Origin of the sequence: Natronocella acetinitrilica (assembly GCF_024170285.1) — a bacterium.
GTDB classification, from domain to species: Bacteria; Pseudomonadota; Gammaproteobacteria; order Nitrococcales; family Aquisalimonadaceae; genus Natronocella; species Natronocella acetinitrilica.
Genome location: NZ_JALJXV010000005.1, coordinates 147,948 through 171,771 on the forward strand (window position 1 = coordinate 147,948; position 23,824 = coordinate 171,771).

Genomic DNA, 23,824 nt, shown 5'->3' on the forward strand with positions numbered 1-23,824 from the left:
GTTTCGATGGTGATCAACTACTACAGATTGTTGAGTTGTTTCCCCAACCAGGAATTGGAACCATTTTCGTGGTCAGCATTGCCGGGGAGGAGGCAGCGATGTCCACCACAGACTGGAGAATCGAAGCGCTGGACTTCACCACCTGCAACTGTGATTACAGTTGCCCGTGCCAGTTCAACGCCAGACCAACTCACGATCACTGCCGGGCGGCGGTGGGATTCCGGATTGAGAGGGGTCACTGGGATACCACGCCCCTGGATGGTGTGATCTTCGTGGGCCTGCTGGCCTGGCCCGGCGCGATTCATGAGGGTCGGGGAGAAGCCCACCTGATCGTCGATCAGGCAACCACTGAAGACCAGCGCCGGGCAGTCAACGCCCTGTTCAGGGGCGAGGAGACCGAACCCGGGGCGACCATCTTCAACGTATTCAGCAACACCATCGACACCTACTACGACCCCATCGTGCGGCAGATCGCGTTCGAGGCCGACGTCACCGAAAGAACAGGACGGATATCCATTCCGGATATTGTCGAGGGAACCGGCGAGCCGATCCGTAACCCCGTGTCTGGCGAGGCCCATCGCGTCCGGGTCACCCTGCCCCACGGCTTCGAGTACCACGAGGCCGAATACGCCAGCTCCACCGTCAAGACACTACAGGCACGCATCCCACTGGAGTGGACCGAGGGCCATGCCCACCTTGCCAGAGTCGTGTGGACGCCTCAGGGTGTCGCCCATGGCTGACGCCCTGAAGAGGCGGCACTGCCGGGACAGGAGCATATCGCTGGTGCTGCTGGTGGGGGTGATCCTGGCCAGCTGGGCCTATCTGCTGGTCGGCGCCGGCATGGGCATGTCGATCCTGGAGATGACCCACATGGTCTACATGGACATGCCCATGTCGGACATGCCCAAGGCATCAATGGCGTGGACCACTGGCCATGCGGTGATGATGTTCTTCATGTGGTGGGTGATGATGGTCGCCATGATGTTGCCTGGCGCAAGCCCGATGATCCTGCTGTTCGCCACGGTGAATCGAGGCCGGTTGAACGACGCCGCGGGCCCCCATCTACCCACCGTGGCATTTACCACCAGCTACCTGCTGTGCTGGGGGGCATTCAGCCTCGCCGCCACCGGATTGCACTGGGCCGTCAACCACGCCGGGCTGCTGACGCCGGGCATGTTCGTCAACAATCAGTCGATCAGCGCCGGTATTCTGCTTGCCGCCGGACTCTATCAGCTGACCCCCGTTAAACAGGCCTGCCTGCGGCACTGCCGCTCACCCGCGCAGTATCTGGCGAACCACTGGCGGCCGGGTGCATGGGGTGCTCTGCGGCTGGGCATGGGACATGGTGCCTATTGCCTCGGTTGCTGCTGGTTACTGATGCTGTTGCTATTCGTCGGCGGGGTGATGAACCTGCTCTGGATCGCCGGGTTGGCACTTTGCGTGCTCCTGGAAAAAGCCATTCCCGCTGGTCACTGGTGGAGCCGCAGCCTCGGAGTTGCGTTGATGGTGGCCGGCGGCTGGCTGCTGCTTACCGGCTAGACCGCTATCAAGGCATCAGCCAGAGCAGCAATAACGGCAGCGTGGCCAGCGAGATCACTGTGGACACCACCACGAGGCCGGCCATTTCCTCCGGCGAGCGCTGGTAACGCACGGCAAACAGGTAGGCGAATACCGCCACCGGCATGGCAGCCTGAAGGATGAAGACGCTGCGGGCCGTGCCTTGCAGTCCGAACAGCTCCGCCACCAGCCAGCCCAGCACCACGCCCATGGCAATGCGCAGCAGGGATAGCAGCACGGCAGGCAGCAGTCGGGTCACCCGCATGCGCGCCAGCGACACCCCCAGGGTCAGCATCATCACCGGAATGGTGAACTCGCCCAGCAGCCGTGTGGTCTCCATCACGGCCACCGGCACGTGCCAGTCCTGCCAGAGGATCACCGCGGCAATCCACACGGCGTGTATCAGCGGCGACTTCAGCAACGGCATGGGTGAACGGCTGCCGGAGTACAGCCAGATGCCAACGGTGAAGTTGAAGCCCATCATCACCGCAAAGATCACGACACCCAGGGCGAGGCCCTGTTGGCCGAACGCGAACAGGCAGAGTGGTAAGCCGATGTTGCCGATATTGGGAAAGATCAACGGGGGTACATAGGTACGCACATCAAGACCGGCAAGCCGCAGCACCACAACGCTGACCATGCTGAATGCAACCAGCAGGACGAGGGTCGCGAGGCCCAGATGCACCAGCAAGCCGCCGTCGAGTTCGATGTTCAACAGGGTGTAGAACACCAGGCAGGGCGCGCCTACCAGTGTCACCAGTTCGGCCACGCCACGGGTATCGAACGGCCGCTCAGTCCACGCCCAGGCCCAGCCCAGTGCAATACAGGCAAGCACGGGGCCGACGACATTGATCAACTGCTGAAGCATGCCTGATGTCCAAACGCGTTAAGATGCGGGGGGTACGGGAGCAAGTCCCCGACCCGGAAAAGCCGCATAGTCTGCCACGTCCTGACACCGGATACCGATGAATTCAGCCAAACCAGCGATTCGCAGGGCCGTCCTGCCCGCCAACCGGCACGGGCGGGACTTCGTGGTGGGCGATCTGCACGGTTGCTATGGACCGCTGGAACAGGCCCTGACTGCCGTTGAATTCGACACGGCGCGGGACCGACTCATCTCCGTGGGGGATCTGGTGGACCGGGGTCCGGAAAGTCTGCGCTGCCTGGCCTTGCTAGATGAGCCCTGGTTCCATGCCGTGCTGGGTAACCACGAGGCTGCCATGCTGGCGCACGCCGGCGATGGCCTGCAAGGCGGCACGCCCCAGGCGGCGCGGCTGCACATGGCCGTCGGCGGTGAATGGCTGGACGCCTGCTGGCCCTGGGCGGAGAATGCCCCGCTGCAGCAACTGATGCGCCGCGCCGCCGGGTTGCCGCACCTGTTGAGGGTGGGCGACGAGGCAGTCGACTACCACGTCGTTCATGCGCAGTTACCGGTGAACCTGCTGGGTAGGCGCTGGACCGACAAGCGCCTGGAGGACGCCTGGACGGAACTGGATCCGACGGTGCTGGTGTGGTCCCGATCCCTGTTCACCCGCAAGCCATTGATCCAGCGCGCCTGGCAGAAGGGCCTCTCACCGGTCTTCTGTGGGCATACGCCCGGCAAGGAGGTCAGGATCAGGCAATCCCACGTCTGCCTGGATACCGGGCTGGTCTACGGCTGGACCGGCGAGTGGAACGAGTCGGCCATTACCCTGGCGGAACCGGGAGCAGGCGGCGTGCAGTATCATCGCTTCGAGCTGCGTCCGAAAACCTGGGTGGGAACAGGCGCCAGCCGTTGAGCAAACCCGCTCAGGGAGCCCGGTGCAACTCCTGCAGGGTGGCGGTAAAGGTCTCCCTGCCGACCCGTTCCTGGCGAACGACGATGGGCATGTATTCAAGCTCCGGGGCAAACCACATGGTGGTCACTCGCCGCCGGGAACCGCCACGCCGCTCGACCTTCACGGCTTGAAAGGTACCCGCAGGCGTGGACACCGACTCCTCTCCGACAACCGCAAACTCGTAGCTGTCGAGTTCGCCGTCACTATCGACAACCGAGAACTCCATGCTGGTCTCGCCGGCACGAACGGCAAGCATCAGGCGAAGTTGCGACAACAGTTCGTCCATGGCCTCGCCCTCGACATCCTGGTCCCAGCGCAGATCCCCCCGGCTCGACACGCGACCGCTGTCCGGGTTGAAGAACAACCTCGCGTACTCATTGTTGCCACCGCGGGCCTGCTGCCGGTAGTAGTACTCGCGGGGCCGCAACGTGCCATCATCCTGCAGGGAGAAGCTGGTCCACTCGGTGATGCGACCACGCAGCACCAGGTCCACCAGGCCAACCGTGCGGCCCTCCGACTGGAACCGGCATTCGCCGCCATCGCAACGCAGGCTGCGCATCAGCAGAGCAGCCCGCGTGTTATTGCGACGCAACTCGTACTCGGCCTCGAACTGCGGGATGTCAGCGGCCGGAGCGGCGTCATCGGCGGCCGGCGCAGTCAGCCACAGCGGCCCCAGGAACAGGACCGCCACAACCGCACCAATCAATCCGTTGCGCATTGAATTCTCCACACTCCGCTGCGACCCACTCCAGGCGGTCAGGGCTGGGCCAGGAAACGCAGCAACTCGTCAGTCAGGAGTCGTTCCAGCCCGCCGGCCAGCGTGGCATCGATGTAGGCGGCGTTCTCCTCGGCGCTGGGCCGACCACTGACCTGGTCGCTGCGGGCATGCCGATTGCGACCGCTGAGGCGGCGGTCTCCGTTACGCGCCTCGAAAGCCAGTTCAACACGGGTCTCGACACGCCTTGGTACCTCGCTGGAGACGCGATGCTCCAGGCGGTTCACGGTAACGGCGAGTTCCCGACGCTGACTGTCTCCCGCCTGAAAGCCACGGCTCTCGATGAGGTCGGCAACAGCCGCCGCCACGAGTTCCCCCAGATCCTGGTCGGTGGTCAGTTCGGCGTCGCCCTGGCGACGGTTTTCGAGCACGCCGAGACGGCTCTCCTCTCGCCCATCCTGCCCGCTGACCGTCACCGTCACGCCGTCACCGACTGCGGCACCCTCGGAGCGGGGCTGGGGGTCCAGCGTCAGTTGCTGGCCCGTCTGCGCACAGCCGGCAAGGATCATGGCGCCCGCAAGGGCAACGGCGAGGGCAAGTCGGTTCATGCGATTCTCCATGTTGTCGGCCATATGGTGCTTACTGTTGGCGTGAACTCCAGTGTAACGTAGCAAGGCTCTTCAGGTGGGGGCTTAGTGGAGTTCGAATGATTCTGGATGCGAACAGCCATCCGATATTCATCGGAATGCCGGGGTCTGGCAAATCGACGCTGGGTCGGGCGGTGGCAAAACGCCTGGGCCGGGCGTTCATCGACACCGATGAGCGGATGGAGTCGACAACAGGCTTGAGCCTGCAGACCTATATGGATACCCACGGTCCGGCGGCGTTCGCCCGTCTGGAGTCCGCCACCGGGCTGGGGCTGTCGCCATCGGAGCCAACACTGGTTGCCACAGGCGGGTCCATGATCTACAGCGACGAAGCCATGGCCCATCTCGCACGACTGGGACCTGTGGTTTTCCTGGACGTGCCGTTGGAGATACTGCAGGCACGGGTGGGCTGCGGGAGTGACCGCGGTTTGCTGCAACGCCAGTCTGGCGGGCTGTCTGCGCTCTGGGAAGAGCGTCGCCCTTTTTACCTGCGGCATGCCGACCTGATCGTGCCGCTAGAGGAGGGGGATCCGAATGCCCAGGCCGAGCACATCGCCAGGCTGTTGAGCACGCGCGAATGATACCCGGCTGCGGCCTACGCGGTTACCAGTGCCGCACCCATGCTCAGCGGCGCACTTCCGCAAGATAGCGCAACTGAGCCTCTCCGCCGGCAGGCACGTTCAGCGTCCAGATTGCACGGCCCGGTTCACTGCGATCCGGATCCTGGCTTGATTCCAGCAGAGTCCAGTCGCCAGGCATCTGCTCGATGATCCGAATGCTGGCGTCGCGGTCGCGGGTGTTACGCACGCGGATCTGCCAACCCTGCTCTTCCGAGCGTTCATCAAGGCGGCGGTAACGGGTCTGCTGGCGGGTGGCACTCAGGTCGAAGGCCATGCCCAGCGAGAGTTCCGCATGCCCGCCCTCGGCGGTGGCCGGCACCCTGTCTTCGCCGAGGAAAATCGCACCGTAGCGTGGATCGGTCTCGTAGACGCGGGCGGTGCCCGCGGGCATGGCACGAGCGATGCCGTCGGGGCCGGTATCCAGGCGCAGGCGCGCCATCACCGGCTGCGCCACAGGCCCGGTCCGCTGCGGTCCCCAGGCATTACCCACCAGGCGGTACTCCCGTTGGGCCGGGATGTTCGCCACCTGGAATAGCGGCAGGTGGACCTGCTCCGAGCGCCCCAGAGTGACCGGCTCCGGCAACTCGTAGAGCCGATAGTCGCCGACACCGACATCGGCCACAGACGCATCCTCAAGGGTCATGCTCCGGGCCACCGGACCAGCGCTACGCGCAGGGTCCCCGGCCACCAGGCGCACGTGGGCATCCGGAAATGCCAGGCCGGTTCGGTTGTCGATCCCTGCCAGGGCTTTTACCGAGAGCTGATCCCCGTCAATGGAAAGCACGTAGTCCGCCTGCCAGCCCAGGCCCTCTGTCAGGTAAAGCAGGCGGCCATCCCGCGAGCCCGCCGTTGCGGACTCGACCTCCAGCAGCAGGGCGGTGCGACCCCGACTCTCAGGCGGCAGACCCGGCACGCGCAAACGCCAGCCGGACGAGGCGGGGATCGGCTCCACGCCGTCACCGTCGCGAATAATGAGCGTGTCGCCGTCCCGGGCGAGCAAGCGCACCGGTCGACTGCGCTGTCCCCCACCTGCAAGATCACGGACCAGCATCACATCCTCACCCAGGTACGCATCCGCAAGGCTGCCGGCGTCGAGGCTCGGCAGCTGCAGCCGGTGGCTCAGCGTCCGCACGCCATCACCGGCTTCCAGGCGAAGGCTCTGGGGCAGGAGCAAGGGGCTGACGTCCTCCATCAGCAGCGTGGTCACTCCGCTCTGCAGAGCGATGCTCCTGCGATCCTCCACCAGGGTGGCGCCATTCTGGTAGAGCGTCAGTGCCAGACCGTTGCGATCGTCTCCATCGCTGTCAATCAGGGCGGCATCCTCTGCAGCGTTCAGAGAGCCCGCCGCAAGACAGAGGAGTACGAACAGGGCACGGGCTGTGGACATGGACGATTCTCCGGTTCAGGCACCTGGGGGCGGCAGTGTCAGCAAGGCCGTTGCCACGGAAAAATAGATCAGAATGCCGCCGATGTCCGCAATACAGGTGATGAGCGGAACACTGGCAGTGGCTGGATCGAGATTCATGCGGCTGAGTATGAACGGCATCAACATGCCCACCAGTGACCCCATGATCACCACCATGACCATGGCCAACGCCACAACCAGGGCGACCTCGGGTCCACCCCGCCAAAGGCCGATCAACGAGACCGCCAGCCCCATGGTCAAACCCAGGGCAACACCCACCACGATTTCCTTCAGCAGCAGGGCGAGCCAGTCCCGCGCCGCCACGTCCCCGGTGGCCAGTGCGCGAACCATGAGTGTGGAGGCCTGCGCGCCGGCGTTGCCGCCGCTGGCCACGATCATGGGCAGGAAAAACACCAGGGCGATCACCGCCTCGATGGTGGATTCGAACACGGCAATGGCCGCGCCGCTGAAGATGTTGATGAACACCAGGGCCACCAGCCACCCCACCCGCTTGCGATACAGCAGGGCCGGGGATGCGTTGCGCAGGCTATCGGTGAAGGCGCCGACACTACCCATCTTCTGGAAGTCTTCGGTGGTCTCCTCCTGGACCACGTCCATCACGTCGTCAACGGTGACGATACCCAGCAGGATACCGTCGCGGTCGGTGACCGGCAGCACTTCAAGATCGTAGTGCTGCATGGCGCGTACGGCGGCCTCCCGGTCTTCGGAGGCTTCCACGCTGACGAAGTAGCCCGGTCGGATGCTGTCCACCAGATCCTCGGGCTCGCCCAACAGGAACGTCTTCAGCTTGATGGCATCGATCAGTCCGTCGTTTTCATCGGTGACCAGGATGGTATTGACGGTCTCGCCCTTGCGGCTCTCCTGCCGAATGTGGGCCAAGGCCTCGGCGATGGCCCAGTCCGGCCGCACCGCCGTATAGTGGGGCGTCATCAATCGCCCGACGCTTTCCTCGGGATAGTTCAGCAGCCGTAGCGCCAGCTTCACATCCGCCGGCGGCAGTAGCTTCAGCAGCCGCTCGGTATCCTCCGGCGGCAGGCGTTCCAGCAGCGCCGTGCGATCGTCCGGTAGCAAATGCAGCAGGATGAATCGCCCTTCCCGATTGTTGAGTCGGAACAGCAGCTCTTCCTGCTGATTGGGCGGCAGGTAGGAAAACGTGGCGACCCAGCGTTCCTTGGGCACCTGGCGGTAGACACGACAGCGGGCGTCGGCATCCGCCTGATCGCCCACCACAAGCGCGATATCCTGCACATGCAGGTTGTCGAATTCCTCGGTCAGGTCGGACCAGGACTCTGCATCGATCAGCTCCTGGAGCGACTCCTTGAGGTCCAGCACCTCTTCACGGTCTTCCATGCGGGCACCCGACTGCGGTCAATACGGAACAGAGCCCGGAACGATCCGGTGCACTGGACGAGAAAGCAGGAGGAAGTGGGCGCTCCGCCGCTCGCGGGAGCGGCGGACCCGAAGTAATGATCAACCTTCGATGGCGAGCAGCTCAAGCGCCTTTTCCAGGGCTTCCATGGCACGGTCATGGTCGCCGTCGTCGTGATAGGCCTCGCCCTGCTCGCGCAGGCTCATGGCCTCGGTCAGCACATCGGCCTCGATGTGGGATTCGACCTCGTCACCTTCCAGCACCGCGTCGATCTCCGACATCAGGCGGGGGCAGGAATGGGCGAACGCACTACCTGCAAACATGATCAGAACGAGGCTGAGCAGGATTTTCTTCATCGATATTGGCTCCAGCTTGCGCGCGTACCGGGACGGCCTGTCCGGGATGCGCGTGGGATAGAACCCGCATCCCTGCAGGACATCGCCTGCTCATTCTAGCAGGCCGCGGAGGAACTCCGCAGGACGTGGTCCACCCACTGTCCGGTAAGGCGGTCCGCAAGGCGATTCTGCTGCTGCCGGGCGGCCAGGTTATCCAGGTCGATCCAGGCCAGTGGCTGATCCTGTTCGGCGCAGGAAAACACAGCCCGGGTGCGCTTGCCCGTCTCGGGGTCGCGCTGCCACTGCAGGCACTGGGAACACACGCCCTTGAGCATGCACTGCATGGGGCTGCCTACGGTACCTACGGCCATGACGTTGTCCGGGAAGCAGTCCTTCAGCGACCCCTCCAGCGCCTGCTGGAACCCCCGTAACAGACCGGTGCCGCCCATGACCATAATGCGGCTCACCTCGGACAGGGCAATGCCGCCTTCAGCCGGGCCGATCCCGCCATCGGCGTAACTCCGCAGCAGCGCCACCATGTCGGTGGCTTCAACTGACACGTCCTGCGGCCGACCTGGAACGATCTGCGGACCGCGGGCGGTGGCCCAGATGACCTGGTCCGCGCCGGCCTCGAGTTCATCCTGGTGATCCACATCGGAAGCCTGGCCGAAGGCAGCGAGATACAGCACCCGGTTCCCCCGGGCCCGCAACTCGGTGCCGATATCATGCATGACCGCCGCACCCCAGCGGCCGGCAACCACCAGCACCGTCTCGCCGTCCGGCATCTCAGTGGCGGCACCGGTGGGGCCCATCAGCACCAGTTCATCGCCGGCCTGCAGGCGCCCGGCAATCCGCGGGGCCGCCCCCCACTGCAGGACCATCAGGCGAATTTCATCACCACGGATGCCGGTGCCGCTGACCGTCATCAACGGCACTTGCAGCCGGGTACCCTCAACCACCGGTGACGTGGTTTCGAAGGTCTGCAAGCGGAAAAACTGACCGGGGCGGAACTTTCGTGCCGCCATGGGGGCACGAACCCAGAGTTCCACCACTGCCGGGTTGGAGCGGTCCACCTCCACCACCGTGGCGGTGAAGAGGTCCCGCATCTGCGCGCGAAACCCGCGATAGCCCTCCTCCGCGCGATCGGGCTCGGAGAGGTGGGACAAGGCCCGCATCACATCGGGGTAGCTGCGCTTGGCCGAGGCAATGGCCTTGACCACGCTGCCGTTGAATACCGGATGCGTGTCGCCGAGGAAGCTGACGGTGCGACCATCATCGGAATACGAGGTGAATGGCCCGACCTCTTCGGATTTCACATGCTCCGCCGGCTCCACCGGCTGCAGGCCCTGGGCATGCTCCACATGGGTCCGGTAGTGATTGCCGTCCATCTCCAGCGTACCCGGGTATTCGTGCTCGTAGATGGTGTTGGGCACGGTACCCGCGGCCACCAGCACCGCACGGGCCGGTATCACCGTTTCCCGGTTGGTTGCGAACCAGCGGCCTTCGCGACTCTCCATCTCGCGGAAAATCACCTCCTTGACGTGACCATGGTCGTCCAGCACGGCGTGGATCGGATCCAGACCCTCCGCGTAGTAGAGACCCTCTTCAGTGGCCTTGATGAGTTCCTCGTGATTGCGCACGTAGGCCGGTGAGGCGTTCATGCCCTTGCGGTATGCCACCGTCACCCCGCCCCAGGATTGCAGCAGGGTGACGAAGTCCGGTGCCCGGCCCTCTGCGGCGGCGTGCTCTCGCTCGGCGCGAACCGCCCGCCCGTGGGCCAGGAACTCGTCCAGTATCTCGCCATCCTCGGCATTCAGGCCCCGGCGAACACTCTCCTCGCCCTGCTCCTTTGCCAGGCGCTCATAGCGATCCAGCGTCTTTTCGACCTGCTTGATGTAGTAGGCCTGGACTTCGGTGGCGGTATCCACACCGGTGAGACCACCCCCGATGACCACCGCCGGCAGGCGCACCTGCAGATTGGCGATGGAGGATGTCTTGCCGGCGCCGGTGAGCTGCAGCGCCATCAGGAAATCGTTGGCCTGGCGCATGCCCCGGGCCAGACTGTTGCCCATGGGAATGACCCGGGGATACCCCGCCCCGGTGGCGATGCAGACATGGTCGAAGCCCAGCTCCCAGGCATCCTCCAGAGTGATGGTACCGCCGAAGCGCACTCCGCCGGCTACCTGGAAGGTGGGGCGGCGCAGCAGCGTCAGATAAATGAGCTTCAGGAAGTTCTTGTCCCAGCGCACGGTGATGCCGTACTCCGCGACACCGCCGAAGCCAAGCAGAATGCGCTCATCCAGGGACTCCTCCAGGCTGCTCCAGTCCCGCACTGGCTGGGACAGCAGTGTTTCCGGCAGCGGCTCGACCTTGAGCCCTTCGATACCCACGACCGCGCAGCCCTCCATGGTCAGGTAGTGGGCCATGGTGAAGCCCGCCGGCCCCATGCCGGCGATGAGCACCCGGCGACCGTTCCAAGGTTGCAGGCAATACTGCTCTGCGCGCAGGGGATTCCAGCGGGTCAGCAAATCATAGATCTCCACACCCCAGGGCAGGGAGAGCACGTCGGTGAGCACCCCGGTCTCGATCTCCGGAATATTCACCGGGTCCTGCTTCTGGTAGATGCAGCCCTTCATGCAGTCGTTGCAGATGCGGTGGCCGGTGGCGGGCACCACGGGGTTATCCACCATGGCCACGGCCAGGGCGGCGATCACGTGGCCGTCACGCTTGAGCAGGTGCATTTCGGAGATCTTTTCTTCCAGCGGACAGCCGGTCAGCGTGACACCCAGTGGGTCAACCTTGTAGCCAAGCTCCGGCTGCTTTTTCTTCTCCGGGAAGCCCTTGGAGCAGAAGTCGCCGTCGTGTTCATGGCAGTAAACGCAGTAGTCCACCTCCGACTGCACGGCACGGCGGCTCATGCGGCGATCGGTCAACTCGAAGCCGTCCCGCAGGCGCCAGCGCTCCGGGCTGGCCCGAAGCCGCGCCGCCTCGCCGCTGTCATCCCGCTGCATGGGCACCAGATTGGCATGATCGATCTTGCCCGGGAGGCGAAAGCTGCTCCACCCAGAAACCGCGGCCATGGCCTGCGGATCGGTCAGTGCCAGCTTGCACCATTGCAGCAATCGGATACTGCGCTCATCGTCGGCGGCTCTGGGGTCAAGCTCACTGGCAAACCGGGCAACCGCCAACTCCCGATCGCCGTCGTCGAGCCCCGACTCCGCAAGGACTCCATCCAGCCAGGACTCCAGTTCTGCGAAGGTCCATTGCGATTCGTCGCGGGACTTCCGCGCACGCTTCTGCACCCACTCCCGCTTGAATGCGAACACCGGATCATGGCCGCGATGTTCGGCGCGCAACGCATCGAGTTCCGCCTCGATCCCGAAAAGTGCTGACGCAAGAAATGCTTCTACCACAGGCGCCAACTCCAGCAGCAGGCCACTGACCTCCAGCGGCCGCCCCTGGACCCCCCCCGCTCGATAACGCAAAAGCCGGCCGTGCAAGGTCGGGGCGGTGGCCTGCAGATGGCCAACAAAGCGGCTATCGAGCTGCGCCACTCCCTCGGCTGTCAGCAGGGCGGAGAATTCCATCCCGTCCAGCGGGGGAAGCTCAGTCATGGTCATGACGCACCTATTAGCAGTGGATCGCCCGCCCCCGACCGGAGGTGGGGCGAGAGGCGTCGCCGGGACGCAGCGGGCGGGCGGGTTTGCGAAGCAAGAATGCCACGTCGCCGACGCGGGAAAAACACAGACCGTGCATGGGAAAAGCAGTTCCCCCCGCCGTTACCATGGGATACCTTTTCAATGAGGTGGGTAGACGAAGCGGTGGAGCAATTGCGCAAGGCATTATGGGCCCTGCCCGTGATCGCCGGGTTGCTGGTGGCGGCGTTGATCAGCGGACTGGTCTGGGGGGTGGAGCAAACCGCGCGCGAGCAGCGGCAGCAGGAGGCGGACTCCCTGCTGCTTGAGCAGTTGGCAACCCTACGGGCGCAACTCGAGAGCGAACTCAATACCACGATCTTCCTGACCTATGGGCTGTCGGCTTACGTGGCCGCCAACCCGTCGTTCAGTACCGACGAGGTCAACCGCCTGGTGGACGATCTGCTGCGGCGCAGCCGCCACGTCAGTCATGTGGCATTCGCGCCGGGCAACGTCATCTCCCATGTGCACCCCATGGCGGGCAATGAGGCCGCCATCGGGCTTGATTTCATGCGTGTGCCACAGCAGCGCACCGCCGTGGAACTGGCCATGGGCAGCCATCAGCTGGTGGTCACCGGCCCGGTGGATCTGGTGCAGGGCGGCCGGGCCCTCGCCACGCGCGACCCGGTTTACTCCCGCGATGGCGAGCAGCCAGTCTACTGGGGTCTGGTCACCACCATTATCCGCCTGGAATCACTGGCCGAGGCGGCCGGGCTTGGCCAGGACAACCGCATTCTGGACGTCGCCGTCAGGGATGAAACCACGGGCCAGATCATTCTGGGGGAATCCAGTCTGTTCAACAGCGACACCCAGCGCCTGACGATTCGGCTACCGGGCGCAGCCTGGGAGATGGCGGGTACACCGGTGGGCGGCGCAACCGCCATGGAAAACAGCCCCTGGGCCGTGCTCGGCTATGCCTTTGCCCTGGTGGCGGGCGGCATGAGCTGGCGCCTGCTGGGCCAGGGGCTGGCCCTGAGGGTCTCCGAACAACGCTATCGGAGCTTCATCCAGAGCCTGCCCGATGGCGTTTGTATCACCCAGGCGGGACAGTTCCGCTACATCAATCCGCGCCTTGCAGAACTGACCGGCCATGCCCCGGAGGAACTGGAAGGGCACGCCATCGTCGAGGTTGTGCATCCCGACGATCGGCCCATGCTCCTTGAGGCCCGGCGCCAACGCATGTCCGGCGAGGCACAGTTCACCGAGAATGACGTCCGCGTGCGTCGCGCTGATGGTAGCCTGTTCACCGCCCGGCTCAACACCAGTCTCATCGAATGGGCCGGGCAACCCGCAGCGCTCACGACAGTCACCGATATCACTGAACGCCAGGAGTTGCAGCGCGCGCTGACCGAGAGCCGGGACCGATTGGCCGCGCTCATGCAGGCGCTGCCGGACGTGGCATTCGTACTCGACCGTCAGGGACAGTGCCTGGACGCGTTCGGCGGCACCCAGAGCCAACTGTTCAGCGATGCCCAGGGCATGATCGGGCGCAATCTCCTTGCCACCATGCGCGCCGAACTGGCAGACCGCTGCCTGGCGATAATCGAGCAGGCCCTGGGTCGAGGTTGCATGCAGACCCTGGTCTATTCGGTGGATGGCCCGGACCACACCCAGCAGTGGGTGGAGGCGCGGGTCGTGCCGCTCGGTCACGACGCCGCGGAGCGGGTCACGGTGCTGTGGCTGGCCTTCGACATCACCAGCCACAAGCGTACCGAACTCAGCCTGCGACAACGCGAAGCAGCCTTTCAGGCCCTGGTGGAGAATTCCCCGGACGTCATCTCGCGCATGGATCGGCAGTTGCGCTTCGTCTATATCAGCCCGGCGGTGGAGAGCTATTCCGGCATCACACCGGAGGAGCATCTAGGCAAGACGGCGCTGGAGGTGGGCGTACCAGCGGACCTGGCCGAGATCTGGGAAGAACAGTTCGCAAGAGTCTTTGCTGGCGAAGGCATCCAGTCAACGGAGTTCCGCTTTGCATCGCCAGATGGCCAGATCCTCTACTTCGAAAGTCGCGCGATCCCGGAGTACAGCGCCGACGGGCAGGTACAGACGGTACTCGTGATCGATCGCGAGATCACCGACCGCAAGCGCAACGAAAACCAGCTCAGACTCGCCGCCAGCGTGTTCCACAACACCTCGGAAGCCATGCTGGTGGCCGACGCCGACAGGCAGGTGGTTCGCTGCAACCCATCGTTTACGCGCCTCACGGGCTATCGCCTGGGCGACATAGTCGGTAGACCCACCGCCTATCTGCGCACCCAGTCGGCGGAGGGTATGCTCGGCGATGACTGCTGGGAACTCGTGCACAGTCGCGGGCACTGGGAAGGGGAAGTGACTGCCCACCGCCAGGATGGCGATGAATTCGCCGCCTGGCTGACCGTGAATGCGATTCGCGATCAGGACAACAGGATCAGTCATTATCTGCTGGTGCTCGAGGACATCTCCCACCGCAAGCGCTGGGAAGAGCAGCTGCGCCACGAAGCCACCCACGACGCTCTGACCGGCCTGCCCAATCGCACGCTGCTCACTGACCGGTTGACCGTGGCGCTGGCCCAGGCGAAGCGCGCCAACCAGACTCTGGCCCTGCTATTCCTTGATCTGGATAACTTCAAACCCATCAACGACGCTCTTGGCCATCGGGCCGGCGATCGCGTATTGCGTATCGTCGGCGAGCGCATGCGGCAATGTGTACGGGAAACCGACACGGTGGCACGACTTGGCGGCGATGAGTTCGTTGTGGTCCTGATGCCACCCACCGACGATGCAGCGGTGGAGAACATCGCACGGATGCTGTTGTCGAAGCTCCCCGAACCCATTGTGATGCAGGACCAGCGTTTCGAAGTCAGCGCGAGCATCGGCATTGCCCGTTATCCCCGCGACGGCGCCAGCGCGGATGTCCTGCTCAATGCCGCGGATGCCGCCATGTACGACGCCAAGTCCCAGGGACGCGCACGCTATCAGTTCTACGCTCCCCTGCCGGACACGAACGTCGGCGAACTGGCTGGCGAAAGCCGCATACAGCGAACGGACGGACCAAATTCATGACCCGCACAGCACTGTTCACGCTCTGCTTCTGCCTGGTGACGCCCCTCGCGGCACAGGCCGACAAGAATCGTGATTTGCAGATACTCGGCTGGCTGGAGAAGGTCAGCCTGGAACAGGCCGACCTGGTGATCGAGGCCAAGCTCGACACCGGCGCAGACACCTCTTCATTGCACGCACCAGAGCTGGAGACCTTCGAACGTGACGATGAAGACTGGGTTCGCTTTACGGTCACCAATGGCGACGGCGAAGCCTACACCTACGAGAAACCGATCAGCCGTACAGTGCGGATTCGCAGCGCGTCGGGTCGCAGCGAACGCTACGTGGTGGAAATGGATATCTGTCTCGGCGGCCGCCGCGCAACCACCGAGGTGAATCTGGCCGACCGCGGCGGGCTGAGTTACCAGATGCTGGTGGGCCGCAGCTTCATGCGGGACGCGATTCTTGTGGACTCCGGCGCTAAATATCTCGCCGCACCGGACTGCATGTCCGACAAGGCAGGCGAGAACGGCGACTGAGCCGGCGCTGGAATGCGGTTACAACCAGCCAGGGCGCCCCGATAGCCGCGCCGCCGGGTCCTGGCGGTAGAATGCGGCAAGCTGGCGATAGACCTCCGGATAATCCTGCCGCAAATTGCCTGGTAACTCGAAGAAAGCCTCACTGGCTACCGAAAAGAATTCCGCCGGCTCCTCGGCAGCATAAGGGTCCAGCGGCAGGCTCTCGTCACCACGCTCAATGCGGGCTTCAAGATCCGCGAAGGCCTTGCTGAAGGCTTCTGCCCAGTCATCGGCGCGCATGTCCCGGTGCAACGGGGGGTAACCGTTGGGCTCGCCATTGAGCATGTCGAGCTTGTGGGCGAACTCGTGAATCACTACGTTGAAGCCATCCAGCCGGCCGGAGTCAGCCACATCGGCCCAGGACAGCACCACGGGCCCCTGCTCCCAGGCCTCGCCGGCCATGGCGGCTTCCTCCTCATGCTCAAGACCGAGTTCGTCACGGTAACGGTGCCGGGCGATGAAATCGCCGGGATAGAGCACGATCGTCGTCCAGCCCCGGTACCAGTCGATACCCAGGTTGAGGATCGGCAATGCCGCCTGGGCCGCCAGCGTGACGCGCATTGCCTCGTCAACGGCGAGATCGGCGACACTGTGAATTTCCTTGTGGTGCAGGAACAGGGTGGCCAGTTCCCGCAGCCGCTGCAGCTCTGTGTCGTCCAGGCCATGGAGCAGCGGCAGCGCTTCGATGGTTCGTCGCCACAGCGGCTCCGGCAGCGCCGCCCGGCGCAGCACCCGCTGTCGTTGCCAACTCCGAAGGCGCGCCACCAGGCCCTGCATGTTCCCCTGCCCCATCACCCCGCCGAGATAACTGCGGCAGTGTCACCCCTAGTGACGGGTGACACAAGACAGCGACTGTTTGGCTCGGCCTCGGGCTTTGTGGATAATCGAGCGCCTGCATCCATCACTGGTCGCGAGGCCGCATGACCGAAACCGCCGCAGAGCAGGGCCCAAGAACGCTGATCGAAGACGCATCGAGCCGCTATACCCTGCTCGGTACCGCGCACGTGTCCCGCGCCAGCGCGGATGAGGTGCGGACGCTGATTCGCTCGGGCGACTTCGACGCCGTCGCCATCGAGCTCTGCGCCACCCGGCACCAGAGCCTGATGCAGCCGGACGCCATGGCGAACCTGGACCTGTTCCAGGTGATCCGCCAGGGCAAGGCGGGCATGGTTGCCGCAAGCCTCGCCCTGGGCGCCTTCCAACAGCGCGTTGCCGAGCAGTCGGGTATCGAGCCGGGCGCAGAGATGCGGGCCGCCATTGAGGAGGCCAGACAAGCGGACTTACCGGTCATGCTCATCGACCGTGAGGTGGGCATCACCCTGCGACGGGTCTACCGTAACGTGCCCTGGTGGCAGCGCTTCACGTTGATTTCCGGCCTGCTCGCCAGCGTGATCTCCCGGCAGACGGTCAGCGCCGAGGAAATCGAGCGCCTGAAACAGGGCGACGTGCTGGAATCGACCTTCACCGAGTTCGCCGAACAATCCGAGCAGCTTTATCAACCGCTGATCGCGGAGCGTGATCAGTACATGGCCCTGCGTCTTCGGGAAGAGAATCCGGACGGACGCTATCGGAATGTACTGGTGGTGATTGGTGCCGGTCACCTGAAAGGACTCGGCGAGCGTCTGCGAGAGCCCGCGCCCGCCGACCCCGACAAGCGCCGCGAACAGCTCGATCAGGTGCCGCCGGGCAGCCGTTGGCTGCGCTTCATCCCCTGGATCGTGGTGGGTCTGGTGCTTGCCGGTTTCGCCATCGGCTTCAGCCGCAATACCGAGCTTGGCATGCAGTTGCTCGGCGAGTGGTTCCTGATCAACGGCACCCTGGCCGCCATCGGCACCATCATCGCACTGGCCCATCCCCTGACCGTGGTTGCCACGTTCATCGCGGCACCGTTCACGTCGCTGAACCCGACCATTGGCGCCGGCTTCGTCGCCGCCGGGGTGGAGATCGCGCTGCGCCGACCCACGGTGGGCCATTTCGCGACCCTGCGCCACGACGTGGCCACACCCAGGGGCTGGTGGCGCAACCGGGTATCACGCACGCTACTGGTCTTCATCCTGGCGACGCTGGGGTCTGCGATGGGTACCTATGTGGCCGGCTTCCGCATTTTCGAACGCCTGGTGGGCAGCTGACAGCCGGCGCATGACCGGCGAGACGGCTCAGTGCTCCCGGGTGGCCATGAAGCGCACGTCCGGCCAGCGCTCCCGGGTGAGGTCCAGATTAACCCGGTTCGGCGCCAGATAGGTCAGGTTGCCCGTCACGTCCTCGGACAGGTTCTCCGCGGCCTTGCGCCGGAAATCCCCCAGCATCTTGCTGTCGTCGCAGGTGACCCAGCGGGCCGTAGCCACGTTGACCGGCTCGAACCTGGCCTCCACCCCGTACTCCGCCTTCAGGCGATGCGCCACCACGTCGAACTGCAGCATCCCCACGGCACCGACGATCAGATCGTTTGTATTCAGGGGGCGGAACAACTGCGAAGCGCCTTCCTCGCACAGCTGGACGATGCCTTTCTGCAGTTGCTTCATGCGCAACGGGTCCCGCAGCACAACGCGGCGGAACAGTTCCGGTGCGAAATTGGGGATACCTGTGAACTTGAGCACCTCGCCCTCGGTGAAGGTGTCGCCGATCTGGATGGTGCCATGGTTGTGCAGGCCGATGATGTCGCCAGGCCAGGCGTCCTCCACGTTACCCCGATCCGAGGCCATGAAGGTGATGGCGTTGGCGATGCGCACATCCTTGCCGATGCGGACATGCTTGAGCTTCATGCCGCGCTCGAAGTGGCCTGAACACACCCGCATGAAGGCGATCCGGTCACGGTGGTTCGGATCCATGTTCGCCTGGATCTTGAAGACGAACCCTGTGAGTGGCTCCTCGTTTGGTTCAACGGCGCGCTGCTCGGCCTCCCGTGGTTGGGGTGGCGGCGCATGCTCGACGAAATCATCCAGCAACTCACGGATACCGAAATTGTTGATTGCCGATCCGAAAAACACCGGCGTCAGTTCGCCGCGCAGGTAGGCGTCCTTGTCGAAGGGGTTACTGGCGCCCTGGATCAGTTCGATCTCTTCCCGCAGTTCGGCGGCCATATCACCGAACAGCTCATCCAGCCGGGGGCTGTCGAGCCCCTGGATGATCTCGCCCTCGGATACCTTGCTGCCGGCACTGGCACTGAACAGGTGTATGGATTCGTTATACAGGTGGTAGACACCCTTGAAGCGCTTGCCCATACCGATAGGCCAGGTAATGGGGGCACAGCGAATCTTGAGAATATCCTCCACTTCATCCATCAGCTCCATGGGCTCGCGGCCCTCGCGATCGAGCTTGTTGATGAAAGTCATGATGGGGGTGTCTCGCAGGCGGCAAACCTCCATCAGCTTGATGGTGCGCTCCTCGACGCCCTTGGCCACGTCAATGACCATGAGCGCGGAATCCACCGCCGTCAGCACCCGGTAGGTGTCCTCGGAGAAGTCGGCGTGGCCCGGCGTATCCAGCAGATTGACCACCCGATCCTTGTAGGGAAACTGCATCACCGATGACGTGACCGAGATGCCGCGCTCCTTCTCCATCTCCATCCAGTCGGAGGTGGCGTGCGCCGCCGCCTTGCGACCCTTTACCGTACCCGCCACCTGGATGGCGCCGCCGAACAGCAGCAGCTTTTCGGTCACCGTGGTCTTGCCGGCATCGGGGTGGGAGATGATGGCGAATGTGCGCCGCCGGGCGGCCTCGTCGGATAGCTTGGTCATGGAATGCCTGGTCACTGGACGGTGCTTGGGAAATCGGCGGATTATACAGGATGGCCCGAGGTGGTGACGAACCGGTTTGCCCGCGCCGCCTGTGGGGGTATGGTGCTCACTGAAGCTCACTCTGCGGTAGCCGCCATGCACGACAGCGAACGTCCCTTCTGGGAAACCAAGCAACTCGACGAAATGACAGCCAAGGAGTGGGAATCGCTGTGTGACGGCTGCGGCCGTTGCTGCGTCCACAAGCTCGAGGACGAGGACAGCGGCGAGATCGCTTACACCGATATCGTCTGCTTCCTGTTTGATTGCGACAGCTGCCGCTGCGGCGACTATGCAAACCGCACGCGCCGCGTACCCGACTGCCTGCAGCTGACGCCCGAACTGGTGCGCAGCCTGCCCTGGTTGCCGCAAAGTTGCGCCTATCGCCGCATCGAGGAGGGCCGCGGGCTGGCCTGGTGGCACCCGCTCGTCTCCGGTAGCCGCGATACCGTTCATGCCGCCGGTGCATCGGTGCGGGGCCGTGTCATCCTGGAGCAGCACGTCCACCCGGCGATGGTGGATGAGCGCATCACCGACTGGCCCGGGGAGGATGTTCCGGACCAATGAACAGGCAGCCCAAACCCTGGTCCGAGGCCTGCGAGCGCAACCGGGACCCGATCCTCTCGGTGCTCCGCGAGGAGTTCGATGGCGCCGGCACCGTGCTTGAAATCGGCGGCGGAACGGGGCAGCACGCGGTCTACTTCGCCGCCGCACTGCCGCACCTTGTCTGGTTGCCCTCCGACCGTGTCGAGTATCTCGACGGCATCCAGGCCTGGATAGAGGACGCGGCGCTGCCCAACGCCCTGGCACCGGTGGCGCTGGATGTTCTCGACCACCCCTGGCCGGTGAGCCGGGCGCAATGGGTGTATTCGGCCAATACCGCGCACATCATGGGCTGGGACGGCGTCGAGGCCATGTTCGCCGGCACCTCCCGGGTGCTCGCCGACGGCGGACGCTTCTGCCTGTACGGGCCGTTTCACGAGAACGGCAAGCCCACCAGCGACAGCAATGCCCGCTTCGACCAGCTAATCAGGGCAAGGGACCCGGCGAGCGGCATCCGCCATCGTGAGGACCTGCAGCAGCTGGCAGACCAGGTGGGCCTGCGCTTCAAGCGTGCCTGCCCATTGCCGGCCAATAACCAGATCCTGGTCTGGGAGCGGACCAGTCGTTAGACGGTGCCGCTCTCCTCATCCAGCTTCCGATAGAGCGTCCGGCGACTCACATCCAGCATGGCGGCTGCCCGTCGCTTGTTGCCACCCACCTGATCCAGCACGTAGCGGATATAACGGTGCTCCAGCTCCGCCAGCGTGGGCAGCATCGGGCCGTCCGACACCTGTCGCATCACCTGGTCCACGGCCTCGGCGGGTATGCCCCGCCGCTCACCGCCGCGAATCCGCATTGGCAGATGTTCCACGTTGATGGTGTCGCCCTGGCAGAACGTCACGGCGCGCTCGACGGCATTCTGCAGCTCGCGGACGTTGCCGGGAAAGGCGTAGTTCTTCAAGGTGGCAAGGGCATCGCCGGAGAAACCCTGGATGTCGCGCTCCATCTGCATGGCGAAGCGGGTGAGGAACAGCGCCGCCAGCAATTCCAGGTCTTCACCCCGCTCCCGCAGCGGCGGCACCCGCAGTGTGAACGTCTCCAGGCGATAGAACAGGTCCTCGCGGAATTCACCGGCTTCAATGCGCTCTTCCAGGTTGCGATTGGTCGCGGCAACGATGCGCACATCCACGGTGTGCTCCTTGCTGCCCCCCACCGGGCGGATGACGCCATCCTGCAGCACCCGCAACAGCTTGGCCTGCAGGGCCAGGGGCATCTCGCCGAGTTCGTCGAGGAACAGCGTGCCGCCGTTGGCCTGATCGAATAGCCCCTTGTGCGCCTTCACCGCGCCTGTAAAGGCGCCCGCCTCGTGGCCGAAGAACTCGCTCTCCAGCAACTCTGCCGGAACCCCGGCGCAGTTCACCGCCTGGAACGGACCAGAGGCGCGATGGGACTCATCGTGCACTGCCCGCGCCACCAGCTCCTTGCCGGTTCCGCTCTCGCCAATCACCAGGACAGGCCCCACGGCCTGGCCGAGTTGGCGAATCTGGTCGTACAGGCTCTGCATGCTGCGGCTCTGCCCCACCAGCCCGTGAAAGTGATCCTCGCTGACAAGGCCTCGGTAGCGCTGGACTTCGCCGCGGAGGCGGCGCGTCTCAAGCAGGCGATTCACACACAACATGAAATGCTCGAGGTCCAGCGGCTTGGTCAGGAACTCGTCGGCACCCTGCTTCAAGGCCTCCACTGCCTGTGAAATGGTGCCGAATCCGGTAATGATCAAAAATGCCGGGCTATCCTGCATGGCCCGGACCTCCTGCAACAGGTCAAACCCGTCACGCCCGGGCAGACGCAGATCGCTGATGATAAGCGCGGGGGCGAACTTGCTCGTTGCGTCCAGTGCGGCCTCGGCGCTTTCAACCGCCGTGACCTGAACACCCGCGTCACGTAACTCATCGGTCAACAATTCGCGCAGACCGCGATCATCCTCCACCAATAGAACCTGCTCAGCTTGTCTGCTTTTCGCCTTGCTGCTCATGGCGCTCCTCTTGGCCAGCATCCGCCGCATGCAGTGGCAGATTGATTAAGAAACAGGCACCGCCCAGGGTCTCGCTGTCGATGACACGAATCTCGCCGCCGTGCTCCTGAACGATGCCATGGACCACGGACAGACCCAGACCGGTGCCTTCACCCACCGACTTGGTGGTGAAAAACGGCTCGAACAAGCGCGGACGATCCTGCTCGGACACACCCGGCCCGTCGTCATGCACCTGCAGCAGCACACCGTCCTCGCCGTCCGGTTCCCACTCCACCCGCAGGTTTCGTGCGCCGGCCTGAATGGCATTGCGCAGCAGGTTCACCAGCACCTGCTCCAGGCGGACGGGATCGGCGAGGACCGGTGGGTCGGGCAATGGCGGGCGCAGATCGAGCACGGCGTCGTGTTCGTTGAAAAGCGGCTCCAGCGCGCCGGCCGCTGCCGCCACCAGAACGCCCAATGTGGTGTCACGCAGGTTCCTGTTGCGGGCTCGGCCGAACTCCAGGAGTTGACGCACGATGTGCTCCATCCGCGCCACTTCCCCACGGATCTGTTTCAATGTCGCGGCGCGGTCATCATCGACGTCGCTGCGGCGCAGGCCCCGCTGGGCCTTGCCGTCGATAACGCTCAACGGGGTACCCAATTCATGGGCCACACCAGAGGCCAGCCGTCCGATGGCGGCGAGCTTCTCGGCCTGACGAAGCTGCTCCTCAAGTCGCCCTTGCGCCTCGCGACGCTCGGCCACCTCACGCTGCGCCTGATCCACCGCATCCAGCATGGTGTTCAGGGCCCGGGTCAGGCGGCGTATCTCCAGCGGGCCATCCTCGTCGGCGCGATGCTTCCGGTCCCCCGCCTCGACTCGGGCCATGTTGCCTATAAGAACCTCGAAATGGCGCCCGATGGCACGACGATGACCGACCAGCACCATCAGGCTCATCAAGCCGCCGGCCAGCAGGATGACCAAGCCGGCCTGCCAGCGCAGGGAGGACACCAGGTTCTGGAAATCACTGCCTCGCCGGGTTACCTGCAACAGGCCGCTGATGCGACCGCCGCTGTCAGACAGTGGCAGGAAATACGAGTACACCTCCTGGCCCTGGATCTGCTGGTAGGCGCCCTGGCGCTCGCCTTCGGCAGCCATGCGCGCCACATCCCGGGTACGCGGTGCCGGATTGACCGCACCAACCGCCGCAACCAGGTCACCCTCCGTGTCGTACACATAGGCCCCGTAGACACGCCCGATGCGGAACACCGACTCCAGCGCCTGCCGCACATCGGCCTGCTGGCCGCGCTCCAGGCTGTGGCTGATGGGCAGCCGTACCGCCCGGGCCACCAGCTCCACATCCTCCTGCAGCCGTTTCTCCAGGGCCACTTCCAGGGTGCGCAGCCCGATGAAAGTGAACACGAGCATCGCGGCCAGCAGTGGCGCCAGAACCTGGAAAATGAGTACCCAGCGAAGACTCAAACGATTGCGCAACAGGTCAAACCTCTGTAGCTGTGTGTCTCATGTGTCATTCTGGCACACCAGAAATCGGCTGTCGGGCGGATGAACCGGCGACACCCCCTGGGCAGGCCGTGTTCACGAGAATGGCTCAATGGTGCGCCCTGACATCGATTCGGCCGCCGTCTGACCCGGTTAAGGCAGCAAATGGCATGCCTTCTGCAAAGACTCCTGGCGAATAGTCACACATGACCAAAGGAT

The 23,824-nt window shown here is 64.3% G+C and carries 20 protein-coding genes; 9 read left to right on the forward strand and 11 right to left on the reverse strand.

Annotation, left to right across the window (positions count from 1 at the left end):
• The first annotated feature begins 98 nt into the window (after positions 1 to 98).
• Both J2T57_RS11520 and J2T57_RS11525 read left to right on the forward strand, forming a co-directional pair.
• Entirely contained in the window at positions 99 to 740 is a 642-nt protein-coding gene (locus tag J2T57_RS11520) for a DUF1326 domain-containing protein (protein ID WP_253478236.1), read from the forward strand.
• Complete coding sequence (locus tag J2T57_RS11525; protein ID WP_253478239.1) at positions 733 to 1,539, forward strand: DUF2182 domain-containing protein; 807 nt, start codon at positions 733 to 735, stop codon at positions 1,537 to 1,539. The genes J2T57_RS11520 and J2T57_RS11525 overlap by 8 nt, the downstream gene beginning before the upstream one ends.
• A gap of 7 nt (positions 1,540 to 1,546) precedes the next feature.
• On the opposite strand, the gene J2T57_RS11530 is transcribed toward J2T57_RS11525, so the two are convergent.
• Positions 1,547 to 2,425: an AEC family transporter gene (locus J2T57_RS11530; RefSeq protein WP_253478241.1), complete on the reverse strand. Its 879-nt coding sequence runs from the start codon at positions 2,423 to 2,425 to the stop codon at positions 1,547 to 1,549.
• A gap of 97 nt (positions 2,426 to 2,522) precedes the next feature.
• On the opposite strand from J2T57_RS11530, the gene J2T57_RS11535 reads away from it, so the two are divergent.
• Positions 2,523 to 3,335 carry a metallophosphoesterase gene (locus J2T57_RS11535; RefSeq protein WP_253478243.1) on the forward strand — a complete coding sequence of 271 codons (813 nt, stop codon included), beginning with the start codon at positions 2,523 to 2,525 and terminating at the stop codon, positions 3,333 to 3,335.
• A gap of 10 nt (positions 3,336 to 3,345) precedes the next feature.
• Here J2T57_RS11535 and J2T57_RS11540 read toward each other — a convergent pair whose 3' ends face one another.
• Both J2T57_RS11540 and J2T57_RS11545 read right to left on the reverse strand, forming a co-directional pair.
• On the reverse strand, positions 3,346 to 4,092 hold the full coding sequence (locus J2T57_RS11540) for a DUF3108 domain-containing protein (protein WP_253478244.1): 747 nt from the start codon (positions 4,090 to 4,092) through the stop codon (positions 3,346 to 3,348).
• A 38-nt stretch (positions 4,093 to 4,130) separates the two neighbouring features.
• Positions 4,131 to 4,697, reverse strand: a complete 567-nt coding sequence (locus tag J2T57_RS11545; protein WP_253478246.1) for a YajG family lipoprotein — start codon at positions 4,695 to 4,697, stop codon at positions 4,131 to 4,133.
• A 98-nt stretch (positions 4,698 to 4,795) separates the two neighbouring features.
• Here J2T57_RS11545 and J2T57_RS11550 point away from each other — a divergent pair, with 98 nt between their 5' ends.
• The gene (locus J2T57_RS11550) at positions 4,796 to 5,317 is read left to right on the forward strand and encodes a shikimate kinase (protein WP_253478248.1); all 522 of its coding nucleotides are present in this window, start codon (positions 4,796 to 4,798) and stop codon (positions 5,315 to 5,317) included.
• A gap of 43 nt (positions 5,318 to 5,360) precedes the next feature.
• On the opposite strand, the gene J2T57_RS11555 is transcribed toward J2T57_RS11550, so the two are convergent.
• The 4 genes from J2T57_RS11555 to J2T57_RS11570 all read right to left on the reverse strand — a co-directional run bounded on the left by J2T57_RS11555 (position 5,361) and on the right by J2T57_RS11570 (position 12,106).
• Positions 5,361 to 6,743 carry a DUF4139 domain-containing protein gene (locus tag J2T57_RS11555; RefSeq protein WP_253478250.1) on the reverse strand — a complete coding sequence of 461 codons (1,383 nt, stop codon included), beginning with the start codon at positions 6,741 to 6,743 and terminating at the stop codon, positions 5,361 to 5,363.
• Positions 6,744 to 6,758: 15 nt separating this feature from the next.
• Positions 6,759 to 8,132 carry a magnesium transporter gene (gene mgtE / locus J2T57_RS11560; RefSeq protein WP_253478252.1) on the reverse strand — a complete coding sequence of 458 codons (1,374 nt, stop codon included), beginning with the start codon at positions 8,130 to 8,132 and terminating at the stop codon, positions 6,759 to 6,761.
• A gap of 120 nt (positions 8,133 to 8,252) precedes the next feature.
• Positions 8,253 to 8,507: a tetratricopeptide repeat protein gene (locus J2T57_RS11565; RefSeq protein WP_253478254.1), complete on the reverse strand. Its 255-nt coding sequence runs from the start codon at positions 8,505 to 8,507 to the stop codon at positions 8,253 to 8,255.
• Between the two features lie 95 nt (positions 8,508 to 8,602).
• Positions 8,603 to 12,106 carry an FAD-dependent oxidoreductase gene (locus J2T57_RS11570; RefSeq protein WP_436262694.1) on the reverse strand — a complete coding sequence of 1,168 codons (3,504 nt, stop codon included), beginning with the start codon at positions 12,104 to 12,106 and terminating at the stop codon, positions 8,603 to 8,605.
• A gap of 180 nt (positions 12,107 to 12,286) precedes the next feature.
• On the opposite strand from J2T57_RS11570, the gene J2T57_RS11575 reads away from it, so the two are divergent.
• Together J2T57_RS11575 and J2T57_RS11580 are read left to right on the forward strand one after the other, a co-directional pair.
• Positions 12,287 to 15,226 (forward strand): sensor domain-containing diguanylate cyclase, encoded by a 2,940-nt coding sequence (locus tag J2T57_RS11575; protein WP_253478258.1) that lies wholly within the window; start codon positions 12,287 to 12,289, stop codon positions 15,224 to 15,226.
• Positions 15,223 to 15,741, forward strand: a complete 519-nt coding sequence (locus J2T57_RS11580) for an ATP-dependent zinc protease family protein (protein ID WP_253478260.1) — start codon at positions 15,223 to 15,225, stop codon at positions 15,739 to 15,741. The genes J2T57_RS11575 and J2T57_RS11580 overlap by 4 nt, the downstream gene beginning before the upstream one ends.
• An 18-nt stretch (positions 15,742 to 15,759) precedes the next feature.
• Here J2T57_RS11580 and J2T57_RS11585 read toward each other — a convergent pair whose 3' ends face one another.
• Entirely contained in the window at positions 15,760 to 16,572 is an 813-nt protein-coding gene (locus tag J2T57_RS11585) for a M90 family metallopeptidase (protein ID WP_253478262.1), read from the reverse strand.
• Positions 16,573 to 16,700: 128 nt separating this feature from the next.
• Here J2T57_RS11585 and J2T57_RS11590 point away from each other — a divergent pair, with 128 nt between their 5' ends.
• Positions 16,701 to 17,909, forward strand: a complete 1,209-nt coding sequence (locus J2T57_RS11590) for a TraB/GumN family protein (protein ID WP_253478264.1) — start codon at positions 16,701 to 16,703, stop codon at positions 17,907 to 17,909.
• A 27-nt stretch (positions 17,910 to 17,936) separates the two neighbouring features.
• Here the strand turns inward: J2T57_RS11590 and J2T57_RS11595 are convergent, their stop codons facing one another.
• The gene (locus tag J2T57_RS11595; protein WP_253478265.1) at positions 17,937 to 19,517 is read right to left on the reverse strand and encodes a peptide chain release factor 3; all 1,581 of its coding nucleotides are present in this window, start codon (positions 19,515 to 19,517) and stop codon (positions 17,937 to 17,939) included.
• A gap of 135 nt (positions 19,518 to 19,652) precedes the next feature.
• On the opposite strand from J2T57_RS11595, the gene J2T57_RS11600 reads away from it, so the two are divergent.
• On the forward strand, positions 19,653 to 20,120 hold the full coding sequence (locus J2T57_RS11600) for a YcgN family cysteine cluster protein (protein ID WP_253478727.1): 468 nt from the start codon (positions 19,653 to 19,655) through the stop codon (positions 20,118 to 20,120).
• On the forward strand, positions 20,117 to 20,725 hold the full coding sequence (locus J2T57_RS11605) for a DUF938 domain-containing protein (protein WP_253478268.1): 609 nt from the start codon (positions 20,117 to 20,119) through the stop codon (positions 20,723 to 20,725). The genes J2T57_RS11600 and J2T57_RS11605 overlap by 4 nt, the downstream gene beginning before the upstream one ends.
• On the opposite strand, the gene J2T57_RS11610 is transcribed toward J2T57_RS11605, so the two are convergent.
• Both J2T57_RS11610 and J2T57_RS11615 read right to left on the reverse strand, forming a co-directional pair.
• A complete protein-coding gene (locus J2T57_RS11610; protein ID WP_253478270.1) occupies positions 20,722 to 22,128 on the reverse strand; it encodes a sigma-54-dependent transcriptional regulator in 1,407 nt (468 codons plus the stop codon). The two genes, J2T57_RS11605 and J2T57_RS11610, sit on opposite strands and share 4 nt — an antisense overlap.
• Positions 22,097 to 23,587, reverse strand: a complete 1,491-nt coding sequence (locus tag J2T57_RS11615; RefSeq protein ID WP_253478272.1) for a sensor histidine kinase — start codon at positions 23,585 to 23,587, stop codon at positions 22,097 to 22,099. Before J2T57_RS11615 ends, J2T57_RS11610 begins: the two co-directional genes overlap by 32 nt.
• Between the last annotated feature and the right edge of the window lie 237 nt (positions 23,588 to 23,824).